Below are 17,630 nucleotides of genomic sequence, written 5' to 3'. Positions count from 1 at the left end.
GTGGCATGGAAACCGCCGGTTTTGGCGGCGCGTGACGAACTTTGACATAGCCGGCGCTCAACGGGAACGGGCGCAGGCGTTGCGGCGCCCGGCGGTCCGGCGGAATTCCGGCGCGGCGCTGCGGCCTGCCGGATCGCGCGACCGCATGGGCGGCCGCAGGCGCGTCAGTGCTGCAGCCGGATTTCGACGCGACGGTTGCTGGCGCGGCCTTCCGGCGTCGCGTTCGAGGCGACCGGATCGGCCTTGCCGCGGCCCGAGACCGTCATCGAATCGGTCTTCAGCCCATGCGCCTTCAGATAGGCGGCGACCGATTCGGCGCGGCGCTTCGACAGCGCGAGGTTGTAGTCGTCGCTGCCCACCGAGTCGGTGAAGCCGGTGACCGTCACCAGCGAGTACGTGCGCTCGGCGCGCTCGCTCAGCAGCCGGTCCAGCGATTCGCGCGCGGTCGGCGCGAGCGTCGCGCGATCGGTCGCGAACAGCGCGTCGCCCGACAGGTTCACGCGTTCGACGACCGCGGCAGCGGGTGCGGGTGTGGCGCTCGAGGCCGCCTCGGCCGGCGCGGCGCCGCACTGGAAGACCAGCGTGGCCGGATCGGATTTGTCGCGCAGCGCGCGGGCCGAGTCGACGGCGCGCACGGGCTCGTCGCCGCAGATCTTGCGGGCGGCCTTCATGCAGGTCTGCGGGCCCGACAGCAGGCCGTGGCAGTCCACCTGGAAGGTGCGCACGCCGTCGCGCGGCTGCAGTTCGGAGGCGCTGAAGGTCGGGCCGGATGCGGTCGAGCACGCGGCGAGGACCGTTGCGGAAAGCGCGAGCGCAAAAGCGAGTTTGTTCACGGTGACGTCCTTAAAACTTGGGTTGACCGAGGCCCGCCGCGCGGCGGGCTCGTCCTGCCGTCGGCGCCGCGGGCGTCCGGCTGGCAAGCCGGACGCGCGGGCGGTGCGACGCGTTACTTCCACTGATACAGCATGCCGGCGCCGATCACCTTCTGACCGCCGCTGAAGCCGCCGTTGACCGACGCCTTCAGGTTCTCCGTGATACGCGCCTGCATGCTGACCGCCATCGCCTTCTGACCGAGGAAGGTCGACGTGCCCACGCCCATCCCGAAGTTGGCGTCGCGGTCGAGTTGCGGGATCGACGCCATCGCGCCGACGGCCGCGATACCCTGCTTCGCCATCTGGTCGGTTTGCTGCAGTTGCGAACCCAGCGAGTTGATCTGTGCCTGCTGGCCCGACAGTGCCGTCGACAGCGTCGTCTGCACCTGCGTCAACTGGTTCACGTTCACCGCGTCGGTGCCTTGCGTACCCGGCGCGACGTTCGTGATCTGGCGCTGCTGCGTGTCGCTGCCGACCGACACCACGTTCGAACGGCCGCCGTCCGTCGAATTCGCGCCGATCGCCGCCGAGTTCGAGCCGGCGGTGACGGTCGGGTGATCGTTGCCGGTGCCGTTCATGTCGGCCGCCACGCCGTTGTTGTTCGCCGCACGCGTGGTGTTGTTGTTGAGCGTCGTCGACAACTGATTCAACTGGTTGTTGATGTTCGTCACGCCAGTCGACAGCGAGGCCACCGTGCTGTTGGTCGAACTCAGGCCGGTCGACAGCGAGCCGAGGCCGGTCGAGGTCGACGTGGACAGCGACGTGAGGTTGCTGTTCGTCGAACTGAGGCCCGTCGACAGCGAGTTGATCGCGGTCGAGGTCGACGTGGACAGCGAGGCCACGTTGCTGTTCGTCGTGCTCAGGCCGGTCGACAGCGAATTGATGCCGGTCGACAGCGACGCGACGTTCGACGCGGTGGACGTCGACAGCGTGTTGAGCGCGTTGTTCGTCGCGTTCAGCTGGCTGCCGTTGATCGCGTCCGTGCTCGTGGCCGAGATCCGGCCCGCGGCGACGTTCGTGATCTGGCGTTCCTGGCCCGGTGCGCCGACGCTCACCACGCCGACCGGCGAGCTGCCCGCGAACGGGTAGGTGACGCCGCCGATCGTGGCGCTCGGGGTGCCGACGGCTGCCGCCGTGACCGAGTTCGCGCCGAGTGCGATCGAGTTCGCGACGTTCGCTTGCGCGTTCGTGCCGAAGGCGAGCGCGTCGGCGGCCGTGGCCTTGGCGGCCGAACCGTAGGCCTGTGCGCCGGCGGCGCTGGCCGTGGCCTGGCTGCCCAGTGCGATCGTGTTGTCCGCGGTGGCCTGGTTCGAGCTGCCGAGGGCGAGCGCGCTGGCGCCGGTTGCCGTGTTCTGGTTGCCGAGGGACACCGTGCCGTCGCCGGTCGCCGTGTTGTTCGCACCCATCGCCACGGCGCCGGTGCCCGTTGCCACGTTCGGATCGCCGATCGCGACCGCGCCATCGCCGGACGCCGTGTTGCCGGAGCCGATCGATACGGCCTTGCCGCCCGTTGCCGATGCGCTCTGGCCGATCGCGACCGCGCCTGCCGTCTGCGCGTTCGAACCGTCGCCGACTGCGACGCTGCTCGCGCCTGCCGCGCTGGCGTTCACGCCGGCGGCGAGGGCGTTGGTGCCCGTTGCACCCGTATTGTCGTAGTTGGCTTGCTGCACGCCGTTGTCGTTGACGCTGTAGTAGTGCGTCTTCGCGGCGTTGATCGCGGTGGAGGTCGACGTGGACAGCGATGCCACCGAGCTGTTCGTGCTGCTCAGGCCGGTGGACAGCGAGCCGATGCCGGTCGACGTCGACGTGGACAGCGACACGATCGTGCTGTCCGTGCTGCTCAGGCCGGTGGACAGCGAGTTGATGCCGGTCGAAGTCGAGGTCGACAGGGACGTGATCGAGCTATTGGCCGACGAGAGGCCCGTCGAGGTCGACGTGGACAGGGACGTGATCGAGCTGTTGGCCGACGAAAGGCCAGTCGAGGTCGAAGTCGAAAGCGACGAGATCGAGCTGTTAGCCGACGAGAGACCGGTGGACGTGGAAGTCGACAGCGACGTCAACGAGCTATCGGTCGAGCTAAGGCCTGTCGACAGCGAGTTGATGCCGGTCGAGGTCGAGGTCGACAGCGAGGTGATCGAGCTATTGGCCGACGACAAGCCGGTCGACGTAGAGGTCGACAGCGACGTTACCGAGCTATTGGTCGAGCTGAGGCCCGTCGACAGCGAATTGATACCCGTCGAGGTCGAAGTCGAGAGCGACGTGATGGAGCTGTTAGCCGACGAGAGACCGGTGGACGTGGAAGTCGACAGCGACGTCACCGAGCTATCGGTCGAGCTAAGGCCTGTCGACAGCGAGTTGATGCCGGTCGAGGTCGACGTGGACAACGACGTGATCGAGCTATTGGCCGACGACAAGCCGGTCGACGTAGAGGTCGACAGCGACGTTACCGAGCTATTGGTCGAGCTGAGGCCTGTCGACAGCGAATTAATACCCGTCGAGGTCGACGTCGACAGTGAGGTGATCGAGCTGTTGGCCGTCGACAAGCCGGTCGACGTAGAGGTCGACAGCGACGTCACCGAGCTATCGGTCGAGCTGAGGCCCGTGGACAGCGAGTTGATGCCGGTCGAGGTGGACGTGGACAGCGACGACACCGAGCTGTTCGTGCTGCTCAGGCCGGTAGACAGCGAGCCGATACCCGTCGAGGTCGAGGTCGAGAGCGAGGTGATCGAGCTGTTCGCCGACGACAAGCCGGTCGACGTGGAAGTCGACAGCGACGTCACCGAGCTGTTGGTCGAGCTGAGGCCGGTCGACAGCGAATTGATACCGGTCGATGTCGAAGTCGACAGGGACGTGATCGAGCTGTTGGCGGACGAGAGGCCCGTCGACGCCGAGGTCGAGAGCGACGTGATGGAGCTGTTAGCCGACGAGAGGCCGGTCGAGGTCGAAGTGGACAGCGACGCGATCGAGCTATTCGCCGACGACAAGCCGGTCGAGGTGGAGGTTGACAGCGACGTCACCGAGCTATTGGTCGAGCTGAGACCGGTGGACAGCGAGTTGATGCCGGTCGAAGTCGACGTGGACAGGGACGTGATCGAGCTATTCGCCGACGACAAGCCGGTCGACGTGGAGGTCGACAGCGATGTCACCGAGCTATCGGTCGAGCTGAGGCCCGTGGACAGCGAGTTGATGCCGGTCGAGGTCGACGTGGACAGGGACGCAATCGAGCTATTCGCCGACGACAAGCCGGTCGACGTGGAGGTCGACAGCGACGTCACCGAGCTATTGGTCGAGCTGAGGCCGGTCGACAGCGAATTGATACCCGTCGAAGTCGAAGTCGACAGCGAGGTGATCGAGCTATTCGCGGACGACAGACCCGTCGAAGTCGACGTCGACAGCGACGAAATGGCGCTGGTCGCGGTACCGACTTGTTGGGCGACGGAGTAAAGCTGGCTGCCGTTGATGGCGTCGGTACTGGTCTCGGTTACTTGGCCGGCGGCGACGTTGGTGATCTGCCGTTCCTTGTTGAGGTCGCCGACGCTGACGGTGCCGACCGGCGTGGCGCCGGCGAATCCGCCGAACGTCACGCCGTTGACGGTCGCGCTGCTCGTCGGGGTGGCCGCGGCGGTCGCCGAGTTCGCGCCGAGCGCGACGGAGTTGTTCGTGCCGGCGACGGCGCCGGTGCCGATGGCGACGGCGTCGGTGCCCGTCGCGGTGCTGTCGGCGCCGGTCGAGTTCGCGTGGAAGTACTTGATGCCCTGGCTGTTGATGTTGTTGATCGCCGAGCCCACGCTGTTGGCCGTCGATGTCGTGCCGTTCGCGTTGTACGTGGTGTACGCCGGAGCCGAGACCTTGCCCGTCGTCGGGTCGTACGTCGAACCACCGCCCAGTGCTGACGCGGTGCTGTTACCCAGGTTGTCTGTCTTCGTCGAGACCGAGCTAAGGCCGGTGGACAGCGAGTTGATGCCGGTCGAAGTCGAGGTGGACAGCGAGGTGATCGAGCTGTTGGCCGACGACAGGCCCGTCGACGTGGAGGACGAAAGCGAGGTGACCGAGCTGTTGGTCGAGCTGAGGCCGGTGGACAGCGAGTTGATGCCGGTCGACGTCGACGTCGACAGCGACGTGATCGAGCTGTTAGCCGACGACAGGCCCGTCGACGTGGAAGACGAAAGCGAGGTGACCGAGCTGTTTGCCGAGCTGAGACCGGTGGACAGCGAATTGATGCCGGTCGAGGTGGAGGTCGACAGGGACGTGATCGAGCTGTTGGCCGACGACAGGCCCGTCGACGTGGAAGACGAAAGCGACGTCACCGAGCTGTTAGCCGAGCTAAGGCCGGTGGACAGCGAATTGATGCCGGTCGAAGTCGACGTCGACAGGGACGTGATCGAGCTGTTGGCCGACGACAGGCCCGTCGACGTGGAAGACGAAAGCGAGGTGACCGAGCTGTTGGTCGAGCTGAGGCCGGTGGACAGCGAGTTGATGCCAGTCGAAGTCGACGTCGACAGGGACGTGATCGAGCTATTCGCCGACGACAGGCCGGTCGACGTGGAGGACGAAAGCGACGTCACCGAGCTGTTGGTCGAGCTGAGGCCGGTGGACAGCGAGTTGATGCCGGTCGAAGTCGACGTCGACAGGGATGTGATCGAGCTATTCGCCGACGACAGGCCCGTCGACGTGGACGACGAAAGCGACGTCACCGAGCTGTTAGCCGAGCTGAGGCCGGTGGACAGCGAGCTGATGCCGGTCGAAGTCGACGTCGACAGCGAGGCGATCGAGCTATTCGCCGACGACAGACCCGTCGACGTGGAAGTCGACAAGCTGACGATGCTCGACGTCGTGGTGCTGGCCACCGCGTAAAGCTGGCTGCCGTTGATCGCGTCCGTGCTGCTTGCACCGATCAAGCCGGCCGCCACATTCTGGATGCGGCGCTCGGAACCGGCGGCGCCCACACTCACAACGCCAGCGGCCGAATTCGCGCCGGCATAGGTACCGAATGTCTGACTTCCGATCGTCGTGCTGCTGACAGCACCGGTGCCGCCCGTCGCTGTACCGGCGGCAGCGGTCGTGGTCGCACCTGGGCCGAGCGCAACCGAGCCCGTCACGTTCGCATTGGCGCCAGCCCCGAATGCCAGTGCATTCGTCGCGCCGGATACTGCGGTATCGCCAATCGCGATGCCGCCGGCCGCCGTAGTCGTACTGCTATTGCCCAGTGCAACCGAGCCCTGGCCGATCGCACTGTTGCTGTTGCCGATTGCCACGGCGCCGTTCGCGGCCGTCGTTCCCGCCGCGTTGCCTGCGGCGACGTTGTTTGCACCCAGCGTCACGGCACCCGTGCCGTTCGCAATGTTCGGATCGCCGATCGCCACCGCGCCGTTACCGCTCGCGGTCTGTTGACTGCCGATCGCAACGGCGCCGACCCCGGACTTGACAGTCGAACGGTAACCAATCGCCGTTGAACCCAAACCGGCCGTCGACGACACGCTCGAGGTATCGCCGATTGCAACCGACGAATTCGCCCCCGCCGTTGAAGTATTTCCCAGTGCCACAGCGGCGGAACCCGCGGCGGTCGACTGATTGCCGGCAGCCAGCGTAGCGAAATTCGACGCGACGGTTCCGATACCCAGCGCCGTTGCGTTCGTGCCGCTTGCATTCGCGCCGAGGCCAAATGCCGAGGCTTGTCCGGCCGACGCGGTAGCGGTCGCACCGACGGCGGTTGCATTCGCGGCCGTTGCGGCCGCTTTGTTGCCGAGCGCGATCCCGTTCCCGCCCGACGCAACGGCCGTCACACCGATGGCGGTATCCTGTGCACCACTTGCAGTGGCTTGATTGCCGATAGCCGTTGCATCCGTGTTCGACGCAACCGCAGCAAAGCCGGCCGCGTAACTCGTGGGCCCGGTGGCGCTTGCGTTGAAGCCAGTTGCCATGCTGTTGGCCCCGGATGCCTTGGCGCCACCACCCAGTGCAATTGCATTGCCACCTGTCGAAGATGCTGCAGCCCCGACTGCGACGTTATTCGTTATCGAGGTGTTCCCCGCGACCCCCGCAACCGCGCCGTCGCCTTGCGCGATGCCGTATGCACCGTTGACGGTCGCGCCGCGGCCGACTGCAATACCCGACGTGGCGGCCGACGCGACGGACGACTGCCCGCCGATCGCGATGCCGTCCGACGCGGCGGACTGCGCGCCCTTCGTTGCGTTGCTGCCGATGGCGACTGCGCCCGCGCCCGAAGCGATGGTCGAGTTTGCCTGCGACAGCGGCGTCGTTCCGTTGCCGCCTGCGCCGCCGATCGCGACGGAGTTCAGCGCGTTCGCCGTCGAGCCGAAGCCGAGTGCGGTCGCGCCGGCACCGCTGGCGGTGGTTTCGAGGCCGGCCGCGACGCCCCAGAGGCCGGCCGACGATTGCATGCCGGTGGCGACGGCACCGTTGCCGGTCGCCTGCGCGAACGAGCCGTATACCGTGACACCAGTCCAGCCGTTGCCGTTGGAGTTACATCCGGCTACGACCGAATACGTGCCGGAGCCGTCGCCGGCCTGGTTTTGCGTACCACCCGGGTTGACGCGGCCGACCGCGCCGTTGCTTCCGGTGAAGCAGGTTTGCTGTGTGTTGAGCGTATTGGCTTCGGCCAGTCCGGGCAGGCTGATCGCCAGCGCCGCGACGGCGGCGACCACGACGGCCGACTTGTTCGGCTTGCCCCGTGCCGAATCGATTTCCGATGCAGCGACCCAGGCGCCAAGTGCCTCGTTCCAGATCGAGCGGTATGTGCGGTTCATGTCCTACCTACCTCCAAATGTGCACGCCACACACCGGTCTCTTTTGTTAGAGGATTGCTCCGTGCGCTCGCGCGAATCTCAAAATTGATGGGCGGAGTTTATTGGAGGTCGATTTTGGAGATTGATAAACAGTGATAAATGAAGTGGTTTTAAAGTTAAAGAATGGTTAATACGCTGCGTTTTGATGTGCTGGAGAAAAGCGAATGTCAAGGATGTGAGATTGTGTCGGGCAGCCCACGGACTACTCCGGCAATGAGGGTGATTTTCTATAAAAATCAAATGGTTACGATGGTTGTGTGCGGTGGATAACACAACTCAGAGGCATAAAAGTAAGATGAATGAGGCCGCAAACGTTTGCGCGCAGTCGAAGTCTTTCATGTTTGTAATGTTGAAAGGTGGGTTTGCGAATAATGCTTTTGATATTTTATTAACTTGTTAATATTTTTGTTTGAATCGAATTGTTCTTGGTATTGGCTGGTTATCTGATAATTGGATTGGTCGGATGTCGAGCGTATTGGTTTGTGCTGATTTGCGCATCTCGCGCGGCGCAGGGGCCCGAGCGGCGGGCGTTGCGGCCTGCCCGGACCGTGGAAGTTGTAAAAAAGTGCTACAGAGGCGACAGAGGAAACGATTCGCGTCAATTTATCGGTTTTGTCCTATTGACGATCGCATTGACATCGGTATCAGCGCGGAATCGGCGCGCATGCCGGAACTCGAGCGGGCGCGCGCGCGGCGGGCGTTTCGCGGGGTGTCGACAGGCCGTCAGAGACCGAGCGTCGAGGGGAGCGGCGGTGGCTGAAATGTCAGATCCGGAGGGCGGCGATGTGCCCGCCATGCCGCTGGCGCCCGACGTGTCGAGGAAAAAGAGGGAGGGGTCGAATGTATCGGGCGCGCCACACCCGAGCGGGCGTGGGCCCATTCGGACGCTTGCCGCATCACCCGCGGCAAGCGCCTGACTTCACTTCTTCAGAAACCGCAGCGCAAGCCGCGCCATCCGCGGCACGAACATCGGACGCAGCAGGCGCTTGTCGTAACCGGCCATCCGCCGGTCGTTCTCCACGAGACACAGCTCGATCAGTTCGCGCGGGTTCAGCGCATCGCCGATATCGGCCGTGCCGGTCGCCGGAAAATTCGCGTCACGGGCGGCGCCGTCGGCATCGATGCCGCGCGCGATGTTCATGCGATCACGGATCAGTTGCACCCACACGGCCGCGACACGTGCGAAAAACCACGGCCGGCGCCACCACGGCATCGTGCGCCAGTACCATGCGTACCAGTTCACGAAGAACAGGATGTGGCGGCCTTCTTCCTGGATCACGGGCTCGAAGGTCTCGACGAGCTCGGGCGGGAAATAACCGGAGCGCTGCGCGGAGCGGAACAGGCCGAATGCGAAGAAGCTGTCGATGCATTCGCTGAAGCCCGTCATCATCCACGACCATTCGGGATCGGTCGGCGCCGGGTAGGCCGGCTCGGGCGCGAGCCGGATGCCGTACGCCTCGACGAGCTTCGACAGCACGACCTTGTGGCGGGCTTCCTCGCCGCCGTCCATCTCGAGCGCGCGGCGCAGCAGCGGATCGTCGACCGTCGCGGCGTAGGTCGCGACGCGAATCGACGCGCGGCCTTCGGTTTGCACCGCGATGTCCCAGATCGGCAGCGACGTGAGCCGTCTGAGTTCGGCCGGCTGGAGCGCCGGCCAGTCGATTACCGCCGGCTTGTACGGATTGTGTGTGTCGAGCAGCATCCGACAGAACATCTGCTTGTGCGCATCGGAACCGATCCGGACCGTGCCTTGCCTCTCGAAGGTCCAGTTGCGCATCGCGTGATCTGCCGCGGCATGCTCGTCCTGCAGCGTGTCGGTCATGGCTATTGTTATGCGATTACGGATCGAAAGATTCTTGCACAGCTTCCGTCATCGCGTATTTTCGAGTGGCCATGTGCACGCCGGCCCCGCGCGGTCACGCGTTCGTGTCGACCCAGAGGCGGCCCCAGCGCGAGGCGTACGCGAGGGCGTGCTCTTCCTCGAAGAAGAAATCGATCGCGTCGAACGACACGGAGCGCGGCGACGGCCCGCCGCTCGCGCGTTCGATCGTCAGGTTGGCGGCGAACAGCCCGTTCGGCAACCGGGCGGCAGCGGGAGCGACTTCATAGCCCTTGTAGCGGATCGTACGGTTCATGGCGTGCGCGTAAAAAGTTCGGACTTTCAGCGTACGAAAACCTGCCGGCCGCGTGAACCAATCTTTCGGCCAATGCAAATCATGCGGCGGGCTGAATCGTTATCGGGGCGGTACGCGCGAACGATGTGTTCGAGAGGCGAGACGGGCGCGCCCGGCACATCGCCGCGCGTCGGAAGACGCGCCGCGCACCTGCGTCGAATCGTGTCGACCGAAGGGGCGCGGCGGAATGCGGAGGTTACTGGTTGGCGACCTTCAGCACGGGCGCGAGCGCATCGACCGATGCCGCATGCGAGGCCGCACGATGCGACGCGAACGCGAGCGCGAATTCGGCGGCTTGCGCGCCGACCGTCTCGAGTTGCGCGACGACCTTCGGATCCGAGCAGCTATCGGCGCTTTCGAAGCGCGTTTCCAGCGTGTTGACGGTTGCGCCGAACGGCGTCGGCCACCCGCGCAGCGCATGGACGATCGAGCGCAGCGACGTCAGCACGGTGCCGGCCGCCTGCCAGCCGTACGCGGTGACGATCAGGCCGACCGCGCGGCCGTCGAGATACGGGCGGTCGTCCGCGCGCAGTTCCTCGAGCGTGTCGAGCGCGTTCTTCACGAGGCCGGACACGCCGCCGTGATAGCCGGGCGTCGCGATGATGATCGCGTCGGCCTCGCGCACGGCGTCGATCAGCTCGCGCTGCGCGTCGGTCAGCGTTTTGTGCTCGGGTGCGTAGTGCGGCAGCGTATGCAGGAACGGGCCGTCGAACAGGCGCGTGCGCGCGCCGGCGGCTTGCGCACCGCGCAGTGCGAACGACAGCGCGCGTTCGGTGGACGACGCGGCCCGGGTGGTTCCGCCAATGCCGACGACGAACGGGCGGCGGTGTTGATCGAATGCAGTCAAGGGGCGCTCCTGGAGTGGCTTGCCCGGCTAAGCACAGGCTTAAAACCAGATGGTAACGACCCCGTCGCCACTCTGAAAACGACTTTTCGTTCTATCGATATGCCGCGCGGCGAGGCAACCGTGTGCGCGGCCGCGCAGATCGATAGCAGAAATGCTTGGTTGGGACGGTGCGCCGGGCTCGATAAGATGGGCTCGTCTCCTCCATGATGTCTCTACTGACATGGGTTGGCCCCGCCGCGCGGATGCTGGCGGGGCTTTTTTTCGTCCTCGGCCGGAAAACGGGGCGCGATGCGCGGCGACGCGCCCGTTACTCGAACACCGGCCGGAAGAAGCTGCGCTCGTAGCTGACGATGCACCGCGTGTCCTCCGCGTAGCGGAATGCGGCCTGGCAGGCCGGATCGTCCTTCGAGCGTTCGCGGTAGCGCTCGTAGTCGGCGAGGCTGGGGAACGAGAACATCGCGAGCGCGATGTTGCTCGCGCCTTCGGATGGCAGGAAGTAGCCGTGATGCGTGCCGCCGAACTGCTCGACGAGCGGAATCCACATCTTCCCGTAGGTTTCGAATTCGACGAGTTTGTACGGATCGACGACGTAGCGGAGGAAGCAGGTGACCATGGGCGCTCGCGATGCTGTGACGGAGCAGCGAGTCTGGAGCGCGGGGCAGTACGTGTCAACGGCGTGCGCGCCGGGCCTCGATCTCATCCGCTTGATGCGTTGCTTGCGCGTGCAACGATCGGTGCTTCGAGGCGTTCGCCGCGACGTGCGCACGGCATCGAAACGCACCGTACCCGGCACTTCCCGTCAGCCACGTTACCGCGGCATTTTTACGACATTTTTTCTTGCGATGGCGACCGGCGCGCTCCTAGACTTCGGGCATCTTCACCACGGAGCATGGCCATGTCGATACCCTGGAACGCGATCGCCGAACGCACCCCTGCCGCGCCGCCTTTCGCGTGCGCCGATCGGGTGATCGTCCGGCGTTTCGATCCGGCAATCGACAGCTATGCGCAACTCACGCCGATGCTGCATCGTGCGTTCGCGCGGCTCGGTGCGATGGGGCTCAACTGCACGTGCGTCGATCAGGACGAAGACGTCACGCGCCGCCGCGCGGAAGCCGGCGAGTGTTATGTCGCCGTGTGCGGCGGGCGTGTCGTCGGCACGGCCACGCTGTATGCGACCGATCCTTCGTCGGCCTGCTCGCTGTACCGGCGCGAGGGCGTCGCGAGCGTGCGCCAGGTGGCGGTGGACCCGGCGTGTCAAAGCCGCGGGATCGGCGCGTTGCTGCTGTCGTTCGCCGAGCAGTGGGCTGCGTTGCGCGGCTATGCGCTGCTCGCGCTGGACACGCCGCATCCGGCTTCGCACCTGCTGGCGTTCTACGGCGCGCAGGGCTTCGAGGTGGTCGACGTGATGCGCTTTGCCGGCAAGCGCTACGACAGCGCGATCCTGTGCAAGCGGCCCGTTGCACGCGCCGCGCGGCGCGTGTCGCCGGCGTCGCGGCTGGCGGCGCGCGTGGCGGCCGTGCGGCGGGTCATGCATGCGTGGGCGCCGCGCATCGTCGCGATCGGCCGGCGCGAGTCGGGCCTGCATCGCGGCGGAGGTTTCGCGGCGCGCCGCGCGGCCGGTGCGGCCAGTTGCCGGTCGTCGCCGTGGCGGCCGCGTCAGCACGGCCGCTTCGTGGCCCGATGGCGGCGGGCGGGTTCCGATTCGCGCCGCTGACGCGTCGCGTGGCCTTCACGTAAAGGCGGACCACTCGACGAATCGGTGCGATCGCGCGTGGCGATGCCCAAGGAGCGGGCCGGCGCGTCAAGCGGCACGCAAATGCGTGCGGACGTCACTCGTCGCGGCTGCGCGTGTCGCCGCCGCCTTTCGCGAGGCGCCACGCGATCGTGCCGAGCACGCCGACCGCAACAATCAGCGCGCCCCACAGCACGTAGCGACGTCCGGCATCCGCATCGGCGGCCGCCGCCGTCGCGACCGCCGATACGGGCAGCGCCGCGCCGACGCGGGCGGGCCGTACTTCGGGCGCCATGCCGACCAGCAGCGCGTCGCGGCTCACGGCCGACGACACGAGCGATGCATCGCCCACGCCGAGCGTAAACGGCGGCGTGCCGCGCGCGACGAAGGTCAGCGCGGCCGGATGCCAGCCGATAGCGACCGCCGGCCGGCCGCCGCCGAGGCCGCCGTTGCGCATGTCGACGACGATCCGCCACGCGCGATCCGTATTCGCCGCGAACTCGAGCGGCGGATTGCGCTGCTCGCCGCCCTTGCCCTGCAGGCGGAACAGCACCGCGGCCGAGACGTCGCGCCACGGCGCCTGCGCATCGGCGCGGCTTTGCAGCGTCGCGCGCGCGACGGTGTTCGGCTGCGGCAGGTCGATGCGCACGCGGTCGACCGGATACGCGCCGTCGGTGTCGAACAGATACTCGCCCGGCGCAGCGCCCGCGCGTATCCGCACGGCGTCGCGCCACTGGCGCGGCACGGACGCCGTGTCGGCGCCGCGTGCGTCGCGCGGATGCGTCTCGACGTCGACCGACGCGATTGCCGGCGCGCCGTCGAGCCAGTCCAGCCGCAGGTAGCGCGGCGTCGCACCGTCGAGCGCGATGCGTTCCTGCACCAGCAGGTCGTTGCCGCGGCCGACTTTCAGCAACTGCGTGCTGCCGAGCGGTCGCCAGTTGCGCAGGTCGTCGCTGGCTTCGACGGACACGCGGCCCTGGTAGCTGTCGTCGCCCACATGCACGACCAGCGCATCGATGCTGCCGTCGGTATGCGACAGGTCGACGAGGTCCGCGCCATGCCGGGTGGGCGAAGGCGGCGCGACGGCCGCGCGCAGCGCGCCGTCCGGGCCGACCGTCACGCCGAGCGGCGCGCTACCGTTCTCGGCGCGCGCGGGCGGCAGCGGGAACCAGTGCACCGGCGCGCGCGACGGCGGCACGGCGGGCGCGGCCGGCGCGTCGAGCGAATACGGCACCGGCTCGCCCGCGCCGTTGAAGATGCGCACGTCGCCGAGATCGTCGCGCCGGCTCGCCGCATACACGGGCTGCGGGACGGTGAGCTGGTAATACGCGGCGCTGCCGTCGAGGTCGAGCGCGAAGCGCTGCGTGACGCGCCCGGCGTTGGGTACGCCGTCGGCCGTCGCGAACGACGCGAGCAGGCTCAGCCCGAGCAGGGCGGCGAGTCGTTTCATGGCTGGCCGTCCTGTCGCGCGGCGGCCTTCGGCGGCAGCGGCGAGAAATAGCCGATCAACAGCAGCAGCACGCCGATGCCGATGAACGACACGATGCGCTCGATGCCGGTGACGTGCGACAGGTCGAACAGGAAGAGCTTGACGACCGTCAGCGCGAGCAGCGCGGCGCCGACGAACCACAGCGGCCGCAGCCCGCGGCGCGTGGCCCAGATCGTGATCGCGAGCGCACAGACTGTCCAGTACACGGACACCGATGCCTGCACGAGCGTCGATTCGGCCATCGCGCCGAATTCGTACGGCACGCCGGCCCAGTGATGCAACGTGCGTAGCAGGATCGCGTTCAGCCACAGGAACCCGGTTGCACCGGCCGCACCCAGCAGCTCGACGCGATGTGTGCCGAAGGTCCAGCCGAGTTTGCGCGCGCGCACGAACCACGACGCGGCGAGCGCATAGACGACCGCGAGCACGACATCGAGGGGGTTGAACAGCGGCACGCGCGCCCAGCTTCCGCCGTCCTGCGTGAAGTTCGCGTAGAAGGTCCACGCCCACATCACGACAATCAGCGGCAGCGACGCGAATGCGCAGAGGCGCGCGATGCCGTCGCGGCGCGTGAGCCACATCCCGGCGAACGCGAACAGGCTCCAGCCGACCATGAACACCTGCTGGATGCCGAACGACGACAGCACGATGTCGATGTCGTAGCCGAGGTGGAGGCGGTGATGCAGCGTGCGCAGCATCAGCGCGTTGAACCACAGGAACACGGTCGCGATCGCTACATAGTCGACGGCGCGCGGATGCCACGCGATGCCGAGCGTTCTGAGGCGGCGCAGCCACGCGGCGAACGCGACGAACACGAGACCTTGCGCGATGTCGAGCGGATTGAGCAGCGGCAGCCAGAAGAGCGGCGCTGCGTCGCCGTCGCTGACCGTGCTGGCGATGCTCCACAGCCACAGCAGTGCGGCGAGCGGCGCCGCACCCCACACCTGGTATGCGCGCGGGAACGCCGCGACGGGCCAGCGCAGGCGGGAGCCGGGGCCGGACACGAGCAGGAGCAGCGCGCCGAAGCCGTACGCCCATGCGCTCCAGCTCCATGCGCCTTCCGGGACGAACGCGCGCAGGCGCCAGAAACCTTCGAGCGACAGCAGACCGCACACGGTCCAGAACGTCAGCGTATGCAGCGGCGCGAGGATGCGCGTTGCAACGGAGGGCGGCGCGCCGTTCGCGGCAGCGGCGCCGGTCGTGCCGCGCGACTGGCGCCACAGCAGCGCAAGCCCCGCGCCGATGGCCACCGGCCACGCGAACGCGCCCATGCCCGACAGCGGTGCTTCGTGCGCATCGAACGCGCGCAGCGCGAGCAGCGCCAGCACTGGCGTGAGCGCGAGCGCGGGCCATTCGGCGAGCGGCCAGGCGAGCCGGCGGCGCGCCACGTGCGCGAGCCAGGCGGTACCGGCGGCGAACAGTGCGGTCGTATCGACGACGAAGCGATCGGCATGCAGATCGACGTGACGGCTCGCGTGGACGAGGATTTCGTGCAGCCCGCCGCTGACCCACCACAGCAGCCCCCACGCGGCGGCCGCGACGCCGATCTCGGGCATCCACCCGTGCCATGCGCGGGCTTCGCCGCGCCCGTGCAGCCACCAGCCGGTGAACAGGCCGGCGAGCGCGATCAGCAGCATTGCGATAGTCGGGCTGTTGAGCACCGGCAGCGCGGTCGCGTCGGCCGGACTCAGCAAGCTCGTGAAGAACGCGCCGGCCGCGGCGACCTGCATCAGCAGCCCGAAGCCGAACGCGAGCAGGCGTTTCTGGCGCACGCCGAGCCACACGACGGCCGCGCCTTCGATGGCCCACGCGGCGCTGGTCGTCGGCCCCGAGAACGCGAGCGGCACCGCGAGCGTCGCGAAGATGACGGCGAGCGCGAGCATCGATTCGAACAGCAGCCCGAGGCGATCGCGGCGCCGCGCGAGCCATGCGGCGACCGCGACGTAGAACGCCGACAGCGCGACCGCGCTCCACGCGAGCGCGAACGGCATGCCTTTCACGAGGGACGCCTGCAGCGCGGTCGCGACGATCGGCGTGCCGAACACGAGCGTGCCGTCCACGTAGTGTCGCAGCGCGAGTTCGCGCTTCACCGCATACAGCAGCGCGATGCCGACGTACATCAGGAAGAACAGGATCAGGAACGGCTCGGTGCTTGCGAACAGCGCGGGGCGATAGGCCGTCACGCCCCACGCGGAGCCGATCGTGAACGTGAACACGAAGCCGAGCAGGTTCAGCGGGCGCCAGGCCTTGAACCACGCGATCGCGAAGATGCCCGCGTTCAGCAGTGCGTAGTAGCTGAACAGCGCGACGTGATTACCCTGGCCGGTCGACAGCAGGATCGGTGCGAGAAAGCCGCCCGCGCTGCCCATGAACGCGAGCGGCAGCGCGTTCTGCCGCACCGCGAGGAACGCGCTCAGCGCGCACACCGCGACCATCAGCGGGAACGCGGCGCCGATGGGCAGTAGTGCGTAAAGCTTGGTCGCGGCGAAGATCGTCAGGTACAGGATGCCGACGCCGCCGCCTTGCAGCACGAGGCCGTATGCGGCGCGGCGCGGCCGCACGCGCCAGCCGATCGCGAGCAGCGCGGCCGCGGCGAGCGCCGTGCCCGCGAGGCGGAATTCGATCGGCAGCATCGCGTTGTCGGCCGCGTACTTGAGCAGGAACGCGACGCCGAAGAACAGCACGATGATCCCGACACGCACGACCGTGTTGCCGCCGAGCAGCCAGTCGCGCGCGGCGCCGAATGCGCGTTCGGCGAGGCCCGGTTCGCGCGGCGCAGGCGGTTGGGGCGGTTGGAGCGGCGCAGGGCGGATCGGGGTGGCGGGTGCCGTGACTGTGGCGTGAGCCGGCGCAGCCGAGGTGCGTGCTGCGGTGGGCGGTGCGGGTGGTGTCGCGGGCGTCGTCGTCGAGATGGATGCCGGTGTGGAGGCACGTGCGGCGACAGGTTGTTGCGCGGGCGGTGTCGGGAAGTGCACCGGCAGTGGCGCGGAGGCGGCGTCGGCCGAAGCCGTGGGTGCGATGCCGCCGGAGGTCGCCGCGCCGGCCTTCGCGCCCGCCAGTTGAGCGCGCAGCGCGTCGAGTTCGCGCGTGAGCGTGTCGACGGTTGCTTCGAGGCGCGCGACGCGATCGGCGAGCGGTAACGGCGTGGGTGGCGGCGTCGCGGCGATCGCGAATGCATCGGGTGCGGCGCGCGGATTGCGCGGCTTGCGTTGCCGCAGCGTGTGCCCGACCCAGAACCCGACGGCGGCCCCGAGCAGCGAGCCGCTCGCGGCAGAGAAATCCCCGATCAACGCGGCGATGCCGCCCACGATGAAGCCGATTACGGCGAATGCCCAGTTCAACGCCTTGCTCCCTCTCACTATCGTTATCGTCCTTCGATCGCGGATCGCACCGGATCGAGGCGGTTTCGGCACGGCCGGCAGGCGAACCGGCATGCGCGCGCCATGCGGCCGGCCCTCGTGCGCAAGGCCCGCGGCAACGTCGCGGTCGGCGTGTTTGCGGGAATGTATCACAGCGATCGTTCGCCGATTTCCGGGTTTGGCGCGGTATCGAGGCGTGCGCCCTCGGGTGTCGCCATCCGGCTTTTTGCACGGTCATGCTTTTTACCGACGACGCGGCGGCCGCTTTCGTCTGAATAGATCGACGCCGGAACGGACGTCAACTTGTCGCAAAGCGACGCGTGCCCGATACGGCCTGGCGCAAAACCTCAT

At 67.4% G+C, this 17,630-nt stretch carries 9 protein-coding genes; 1 reads left to right on the top strand and 8 read right to left on the bottom strand.

Annotation, left to right across the window (positions count from 1 at the left end; translation table 11 throughout):
- Nucleotides 1-164: 164 nt before the first annotated feature.
- The 6 genes from CFB49_RS26465 to CFB49_RS26410 form a co-directional block, all read right to left on the bottom strand.
- Nucleotides 165-833 carry an OmpA family protein gene (locus CFB49_RS26465; RefSeq protein WP_089492717.1) on the bottom strand — a complete coding sequence of 223 codons (669 nt, stop codon included), beginning with the start codon at nt 831-833 and terminating at the stop codon, nt 165-167.
- A 113-nt stretch (nt 834-946) separates the two neighbouring features.
- On the bottom strand, nt 947-7,639 hold the full coding sequence (locus CFB49_RS35965; protein ID WP_143329322.1) for an ESPR-type extended signal peptide-containing protein: 6,693 nt from the start codon (nt 7,637-7,639) through the stop codon (nt 947-949).
- 958 nt (nt 7,640-8,597) lie between these two features.
- Nucleotides 8,598-9,500 carry an aminomethyltransferase gene (locus CFB49_RS26425; protein WP_089492716.1) on the bottom strand — a complete coding sequence of 301 codons (903 nt, stop codon included), beginning with the start codon at nt 9,498-9,500 and terminating at the stop codon, nt 8,598-8,600.
- A gap of 94 nt (nt 9,501-9,594) precedes the next feature.
- Nucleotides 9,595-9,813 (bottom strand): hypothetical protein, encoded by a 219-nt coding sequence (locus CFB49_RS26420; protein WP_006480563.1) that lies wholly within the window; start codon nt 9,811-9,813, stop codon nt 9,595-9,597.
- A 235-nt stretch (nt 9,814-10,048) separates the two neighbouring features.
- On the bottom strand, nt 10,049-10,699 hold the full coding sequence (locus CFB49_RS26415) for an NADPH-dependent FMN reductase (RefSeq protein WP_069621783.1): 651 nt from the start codon (nt 10,697-10,699) through the stop codon (nt 10,049-10,051).
- Nucleotides 10,700-11,006: 307 nt separating this feature from the next.
- Nucleotides 11,007-11,312: an NIPSNAP family protein gene (locus CFB49_RS26410; RefSeq protein ID WP_069621784.1), complete on the bottom strand. Its 306-nt coding sequence runs from the start codon at nt 11,310-11,312 to the stop codon at nt 11,007-11,009.
- Between the two features lie 282 nt (nt 11,313-11,594).
- Here CFB49_RS26410 and CFB49_RS26405 point away from each other — a divergent pair, with 282 nt between their 5' ends.
- Complete coding sequence (locus CFB49_RS26405; RefSeq protein ID WP_089492854.1) at nt 11,595-12,413, top strand: GNAT family N-acetyltransferase; 819 nt, start codon at nt 11,595-11,597, stop codon at nt 12,411-12,413.
- Between the two features lie 115 nt (nt 12,414-12,528).
- Here the strand turns inward: CFB49_RS26405 and CFB49_RS26400 are convergent, their stop codons facing one another.
- Together CFB49_RS26400 and CFB49_RS26395 are read right to left on the bottom strand one after the other, a co-directional pair.
- Nucleotides 12,529-13,881 carry a DUF3999 domain-containing protein gene (locus CFB49_RS26400; RefSeq protein WP_089492715.1) on the bottom strand — a complete coding sequence of 451 codons (1,353 nt, stop codon included), beginning with the start codon at nt 13,879-13,881 and terminating at the stop codon, nt 12,529-12,531.
- On the bottom strand, nt 13,878-17,261 hold the full coding sequence (locus CFB49_RS26395) for a DUF2339 domain-containing protein (protein ID WP_089492714.1): 3,384 nt from the start codon (nt 17,259-17,261) through the stop codon (nt 13,878-13,880). The genes CFB49_RS26400 and CFB49_RS26395 overlap by 4 nt, the downstream gene beginning before the upstream one ends.
- Nucleotides 17,262-17,630: the final 369 nt, after the last annotated feature.

The sequence above is a fragment of the Burkholderia sp. AU17457 genome (assembly GCF_002223255.1).
GTDB classification, from domain to species: domain Bacteria; phylum Pseudomonadota; class Gammaproteobacteria; order Burkholderiales; family Burkholderiaceae; genus Burkholderia; species Burkholderia sola.
The sequence above is the reverse complement of the archived record's forward strand: the minus strand, read 5'-3'. Positions and strand labels throughout refer to the sequence as shown.

Coding starts and splice junctions, on each gene's coding strand:
- CFB49_RS35965 (WP_143329322.1), bottom strand. CDS start 7,639: ATGAACCGCACATACCGCTCGATCTGGAACGAGGCACTTGGCGCCTGG.
- CFB49_RS26425 (WP_089492716.1), bottom strand. CDS start 9,500: ATGACCGACACGCTGCAGGACGAGCATGCCGCGGCAGATCACGCGATG.
- CFB49_RS26420 (WP_006480563.1), bottom strand. CDS start 9,813: ATGAACCGTACGATCCGCTACAAGGGCTATGAAGTCGCTCCCGCTGCC.
- CFB49_RS26410 (WP_069621784.1), bottom strand. CDS start 11,312: ATGGTCACCTGCTTCCTCCGCTACGTCGTCGATCCGTACAAACTCGTC.
- CFB49_RS26405 (WP_089492854.1), top strand. CDS start 11,595: ATGTCGATACCCTGGAACGCGATCGCCGAACGCACCCCTGCCGCGCCG.
- CFB49_RS26400 (WP_089492715.1), bottom strand. CDS start 13,881: ATGAAACGACTCGCCGCCCTGCTCGGGCTGAGCCTGCTCGCGTCGTTC.